We start from the raw sequence: 6372 nt of genomic DNA on the forward strand, positions 1-6372 counted from the left end.
AAAAATGAAATCAATTTCAATATATACCTTATTAATCAGCTTTTTTGTATTCATTCAATGTAAAAAAGAAGAAGCTCCCAAACAGGAAAAAAGCCTCCCGAAAGACGAAAATGTAGTGACTTTAACCGATGCACAGTTAAGAAATGCACCGATAGAAACAACTACACTTTCGTTACAGAATATCGCTTCCACCCTGAAATTAAACGGAATGATCGATGTTCCGCCTCAAAATCTGGTTTCTGTAAGCATTCCGCTTGGCGGTTATCTGAAATCCAGCAATCTTCTTCCGGGAATGCCGGTTTCCAGAGGTCAGGTTATTGCAGTGATTGAAAATCCGCAGTTCATTCAGCTTCAGCAGGATTATCTGATGGCAAGATCCAAAGCACATTTTGCAGAACTGGATTACAACCGTCAGAAAACCCTCAACCAAAGTCAGGCAAGCAGCGACAAAGCGATGCAGCTCGCCCAATCTGAAATGAACAGCCAGAGAATTTTAATGAATTCATTGGCACAGCAGCTCAGACTCATCAATATCAATCCTGAATCATTAAAATCCGGAAGCATTACGAAAAGCGTTCCCGTGTACAGCTCAATCAATGGTTTTGTAAGCAAAGTGAATGTGAATATCGGGAAATATGTAAATCCTTCGGATGTACTTTTTGAGCTCATCAATCCCGATGACATTCACCTGAATCTTAAAGTGTACGAAAAGGATCTGGAAAACCTGAAAAAAGGACAGCGTTTTGCAGCGTACACGAATGCAGATCCAAGTAAAAAATATTATGGGGAAATCCTTCTCATCAGCAAAGATATCAGTCAGGGCGGTTTGGCGGAAGTTCACTGCCATTTTGATAAATACGATCACAGTCTCGTTCCGGGAATGTATATGAATGCCGAAATTGAAACCAACACCTCTTTTTCCAATGCGGTTCCGGAAGAAAGCATCGTGAATTTTGAAGGCAAAGACTTTGTGTTTGTTGAGGTTAAAAAACAAACGTACCGATTGACTCCGGTGACTTTAGGCGAAACGGAAAACGGTTTTATCCAGATTCTTAATTCTGATGATTTTAAGAATAAAAAGATCGTGACCAAAAATGCCTATACGCTATTGATGAAGCTTAAAAATACGGAGGAAGAAGAGTAAAATATTAAGTTTAAAGTAATTTGATATAATTAATCGTCAGTTAAATATATAGAGTCTGTTTAAACTTTTTATTTAATCGCAAAAGTAAAAAAGATGAAGTAAAATTTTGAAGTAGCTTAGAGTAAAATAGCTTTGCTCCTTTAGAAGCAGAATCTGTGTAGAAATAAGAATGAGTGTATCTCTAATACGATAAATGTTCTAAAGATAGCGTTCCTACGGAACGCCGGATATCTTGTGAATATGATTTCTACACAGATAAAACTCCATCGAGTTTTCTAACATTTTACTTTAAACAACTTTTTTATTTGAATATTCTAATCATCGCATTATGATAATCTTTTGAGCCTCTTGCGGATAATTCGGAAATTAGTTTAAACAATAAACTAAAGCTGAACAATTTATTGAACATTGTAGCGTTATAATTCAGATTAATTTAAAATCATTCTTAACAGAAGATTTTATACCTTTGATTGGGTGAAAAAGTTGATTTCCATATTGTTGCTGTCCTTATATTTGGTTTCTACAACCGAGTTATATCAGCTTTTAAAAATACCAACTTTGGTAGAACATTACTGGGAACACAAAAATATGAATCCCGATATGCCTGTAATTGCATTTCTGAGGGCTCATTATGATCATCCGGCTAAAGACGGAGATTTTGGAAAAGATCAGAAGCTCCCGTTCATCATTCATTCCACAACGTTATCTTTGGTTTTTACCATCAATCCGGGCTTTTATTTTGAAACAAAAACTGAAAATTTCAGATCCCTGAAATCACATAAAATACCTTCCAAAGACGAAGATTTCTGCTACAAAGGATTCGCAGGATCAGTCTGGGAACCGCCGAAATCATTTTCTTAATCCATTATCTGATTGCATCATAATCAGAACAAATCATTTATTCTAAAAAATCATTATAACATTTTACAGTAATGAAAACAATAGTATCAGCCATACTTATGGTTGTATTTTCCTTTGGTTTCCACGCGCAAAACAGACTGGAAAACGCAAAAAAAACCGCTGCAGAGAACAAAGAACTTATTCTGCTTAATTTTTCCGGTTCAGACTGGTGTATTCCCTGCATCAAGCTTCATAAAAACATCATTGAAACAGAAGATTTCAAAAAACTGGAATCCGATAAAGTTATCGTGTACATCAATGCAGATTTCCCTAGAAATAAGAAAAATCAGCTTTCTGCCGATCTTAAAAAAGAAAACGCTTCTCTTGCCGATGTTTACAATAAAAAAGGCTTGTTTCCGTACACCCTTTTATTAAATTCAGAAGGGAAAATTCTGAAAAGCTGGGAAGGACTGCCTTCTGAAAATGCACTGGCTTTCAGTAAAGAAATCAGAGAAATTAAGGAACATCAAAAATAATTGAAAAGTATGGTCAGAGAATTCAAAAGACCTCAGAAACTGATGGGGAACGCTTTTGAAATTACCGTTGTAAGTGATGATGAAAAACTTGCACAAGATCACATTGATGCAGCTATTGCCGAAATCCGAAGGATAGAAAAACTGCTGACAACCTTCAGCGATGACAGTCAGACTAATCTCATTAATCAGAATGCGGGAATAAAACCCATGAGAGTAGACCGTGAGATTTTTGACCTCATTGAAAGAAGCTTACGAATCAGCAGAATTACAGACGGTTACTTCGATATTTCTTACGGCGGAATCGATAAAAGTTTCTGGAATTTCGACCGTAAAATGAAAGAACTTCCCAATCCTAAAAAAATAAAAGATCATCTGAAACTCGTTAATTATCAGAATATTATTCTCGATCGCGACAGTCAGACCGTTTTCCTCAAAGAAAAAGGAATGCGCATCGGTTTTGGAGGAATCGGGAAAGGATATGCCGCAGAAATGGCAAAAAGAATTCTTCAGGAAAGAAATGTACATTCCGGAATTGTAAATGCTTCGGGCGATTTAACGACTTGGGGAAATCAGGCGGACGGAAAACCCTGGACTGTAGGAATTGCCGATCCCGACAATGCAAAACAGCCTTTTTCTTATATGAATATTACTGATATGGCGGTCGCAACTTCAGGAAATTACGAGAAATTCGTGGTCATCAATGGTAAAAAATATTCTCATACCATCAATCCGAAAACAGGAATGCCGGTTTCGGGCGTAAAAAGTGTTACCGTATTTTGTCCCAACGCAGAAATTGCCGACGCAATGGCAACTCCCGTCAGTATTATGGGAATCGATGCCGCACTCGGTATGATCAACCAGATCAATCATCTGGAGTGCATCATCATCGACGATGAGGACAGAATTTATTCATCTCAAAACATTAATTTAAAATAAAATGCTTTGTTATCAGAAAAAAATTGAATTAAATAAACACACAGTATCTGATTCACAGTAAAGCAATTAAATCAACTTTAAAAACAGATCAATACAAATGACAGACCTTATAAAAAACAGTCAGAAGCTTTTCGGATATTTATTTGGGCAGCTTTCACCGTCTTCCACTCCCGCTTTTTTGTTCGTTCCTCACAAAAAGAGCTCCGTTCAAGCCGGGCTGCGGAGATTCAACGTTTTAAATTACAGAACAGTTGCAGTTCTTTCGATATTGACAATTCCGTTTTTGAATTCTTGTACCACCGTAAAAGAATACGAAAAAAATAAACTCAACGATGCCGAAATGGTGCTCGGAAACAGAACCATTGAAAAGACCGAACTGAGCTTTCAGTCTTACAGAGAAGGTTCTTCAGGAGCCAATGCTGGAAAAGTGGGCGGTGGTTGCGGATGCAATTAAGAAAAGAGAATGGTAAAAATTTAATGTGATCTACAATGAAAAAAATAATCATAAGTGTTGTTGCTCTTTTCGGAATTTTTAATGCAAAAGCACAGGAAAACACAAATAACGAACAGCCCAAAAAGCTGACTTTTGATGAAGCTAATTTAGTTTCTAGTTACTACAAACAGGACGGAAACAATTCTGCCGTTACAGGAGGAATCGGTTCAGAAAAACTGACCGATGTTTCTAACACGATTGATGTAACGATGGTAAAATACGATAAAAAAGACCGCAAAAATAAATTCAATGTAAGTGTCGGTATCGATCATTATACTTCCGCATCTTCGGATATGATTGATCTGAAAGCCAATTCATCGGCTTCGCACGCAGACAACAGAATTTATCCTGCATTAAGCTGGAGCCGCGAGAATACAGATAAAGGAACGACTTTAATGGCGGGAGTTTCTACCTCTTTCGAATTCGATTATGCATCTTACGGTGCAAACATCGGGTTTTCGCAAAAAACAGCGAACAGAATGGGAGAGTTCACGGCGAAATTTCAGGCCTATCTCGATCAGGTAAAACTCATTGCTCCTATTGAATTGAGAACCAACGGAAGCACAGACGGCGAACACGAAAACTACGGAACCAGCGGAAGAAATACCTTTGCTTTATCTTTGGCGTACTCACAGATCATCAATCAGAATTTTCAGGTTGAATTTCTGGCAGACGGAGTTCAGCAGACCGGATATTTAAGCCTGCCTTTCCACAGGGTTTACTTTAATGATAAATCGGTTCATCAGGAAGCTTTGCCGGATAAAAGATTTAAAATTCCTTTGGGAGTAAGAGCCAATTATTTCTTGGGAGACAAGGTGATTTTGAGAGCGTATTACCGTTATTACACCGACGATTGGGGCTTGAAATCCAATACTTTCAGTCTGGAAACGCCTGTAAAGATTTCTCCGTTTGTTTCGGTAAGTCCTTTCTATCGTTACTATTCGCAGACTGCAGCTAAATATTTTGCGCCTTATCAGCAGCATACCGCTTTTGACGATTTCTACACCAGTAATTACGATCTGTCAAAATTCGACAGCCATTTTTACGGAGCAGGAATCAGAATCAGTCCGAAGAACGGTTTATTCGGCGTAGAAAGACTGAATATGCTGGAAATACGATACGGACATTACACAAAATCCATCGGAATGAAGTCTGATATTATTTCGTTAAATTTAAGGTTTAAATAAAAAATCAGTTTAATTTTGACTTGTTAACACATTTAGCAAGTCATTTTTTTTAACTTAAAAACTAAAGCATATGCATCATCAGTTGGAAAAACATTATGTAAACAGAGTAGGCTGGCTTCGTGCAGCGGTTTTGGGTGCGAATGACGGATTGTTATCAACCACAAGTATCGTTATTGGTGTTGCCGCTGCTTCACCGGACAGAAATACGATTGTCCTTGCCGCACTTGCCGGAATGATCGCCGGAGCGATGTCTATGGCTGCAGGCGAATATGTATCGGTAAGTTCGCAGGAAGATACCGAAAAAGCAGATCTCCTGCGCGAAAAACGCGAACTGGAAGAAATGCCGGAAGTTGAACTTCTGGAACTGGCTAAAATCTACGAAAAAAGAGGCGTAAGCAAAGAAACTGCTTTGAAAGTGGCTACAGAACTTACGGAACACGATGCTTTGGCAGCTCACGCTCATGACGAACTGGGAATTAATGAAATTACTCAGGCAAAACCGTTACAGGCTGCTTTAGCGTCATTCGGTTCTTTTGCTTTGGGAGCATTACTGCCGTTTTTTGTATCGCTTTTGGCTCCTTTAAAAGAAATGGTTTATTTTCAGTATGGTTTTTCCATTGTATTTCTGATGATTTTGGGCGCCATTTCAGCAAAAACAGGAGGCTCAAAAATAGGAATCGCTGTTCTCAGAATTTGTTTCTGGGGAACTGTTGCGATGGGAATCACGGCTTTGATCGGACACCTTTTCGGGGTTACGGTAGCTTAAATTTAATATAAAATCTGTTTAAATAAATTCAGAATTAACCACAAAAGTTGCAAAAGATATTCATACAGCGATTATTACAATTTTTAAAGTTCTCAAAAGAATAAAAATCAAAGATTTTTAAAAACTATTGTGATCTTTTTTATTTTTAATCACCAACTTTAAATGAAAGTTTAGTTGATCTTTTTTGACTTTTGCGGTTAAATAAAAAGTTTAAACAGACCTATAGTTAATGAATTGAAAGACTGTCTCAAAAGTTAAATTATTTGACATTTGTCATTCTGAGAACAGTGAAGAATATCTAAAAACCAGATGGTTAATATTCTTTACTGAGTTTTATTTCTTTCAGAATAACATTTTTGAGACAGCCTTTTATTTTTGGCATAATACTGAAAAATAGTTGGTAGAATCCTATCAAAAACTCATTGTTAGGCTGTTTGGAGGAAGTTTTATGAAACGTGTTTCATAAAACT

At 37.3% G+C, this 6372-nt stretch carries 7 protein-coding genes; all 7 read left to right on the forward strand.

Features of this window, described 5'->3' with window-relative positions:
- Nucleotides 1-4: 4 nt before the first annotated feature.
- The 7 genes from DD829_RS07310 to DD829_RS07340 all read left to right on the forward strand — a co-directional run bounded on the left by DD829_RS07310 (nt 5) and on the right by DD829_RS07340 (nt 5902).
- Nucleotides 5-1144, forward strand: coding sequence for an efflux RND transporter periplasmic adaptor subunit (locus DD829_RS07310; protein ID WP_108409210.1), 1140 nt, complete (start codon nt 5-7; stop codon nt 1142-1144).
- Between the two features lie 474 nt (nt 1145-1618).
- Entirely contained in the window at nt 1619-2005 is a 387-nt protein-coding gene (locus DD829_RS07315) for a hypothetical protein (protein ID WP_084196470.1), read from the forward strand.
- 71 nt (nt 2006-2076) lie between these two features.
- Nucleotides 2077-2520: a thioredoxin family protein gene (locus DD829_RS07320; protein ID WP_108409209.1), complete on the forward strand. Its 444-nt coding sequence runs from the start codon at nt 2077-2079 to the stop codon at nt 2518-2520.
- A gap of 9 nt (nt 2521-2529) precedes the next feature.
- On the forward strand, nt 2530-3456 hold the full coding sequence (locus DD829_RS07325) for an FAD:protein FMN transferase (protein WP_108409208.1): 927 nt from the start codon (nt 2530-2532) through the stop codon (nt 3454-3456).
- Between the two features lie 265 nt (nt 3457-3721).
- Nucleotides 3722-3910, forward strand: a complete 189-nt coding sequence (locus DD829_RS07330; RefSeq protein ID WP_108409215.1) for a DUF4266 domain-containing protein — start codon at nt 3722-3724, stop codon at nt 3908-3910.
- Nucleotides 3911-3945: 35 nt separating this feature from the next.
- Nucleotides 3946-5136, forward strand: a complete 1191-nt coding sequence (locus DD829_RS07335) for a DUF3570 domain-containing protein (RefSeq protein WP_108409207.1) — start codon at nt 3946-3948, stop codon at nt 5134-5136.
- Between the two features lie 70 nt (nt 5137-5206).
- Nucleotides 5207-5902 carry a VIT family protein gene (locus DD829_RS07340; RefSeq protein ID WP_108409206.1) on the forward strand — a complete coding sequence of 232 codons (696 nt, stop codon included), beginning with the start codon at nt 5207-5209 and terminating at the stop codon, nt 5900-5902.
- The last annotated feature ends 470 nt before the right edge of the window (nt 5903-6372 follow it).

The organism is Chryseobacterium sp. HMWF035 (assembly GCF_003094695.1).
In the GTDB taxonomy this organism is placed as follows: Bacteria; Bacteroidota; Bacteroidia; order Flavobacteriales; family Weeksellaceae; genus Chryseobacterium; species Chryseobacterium gambrini.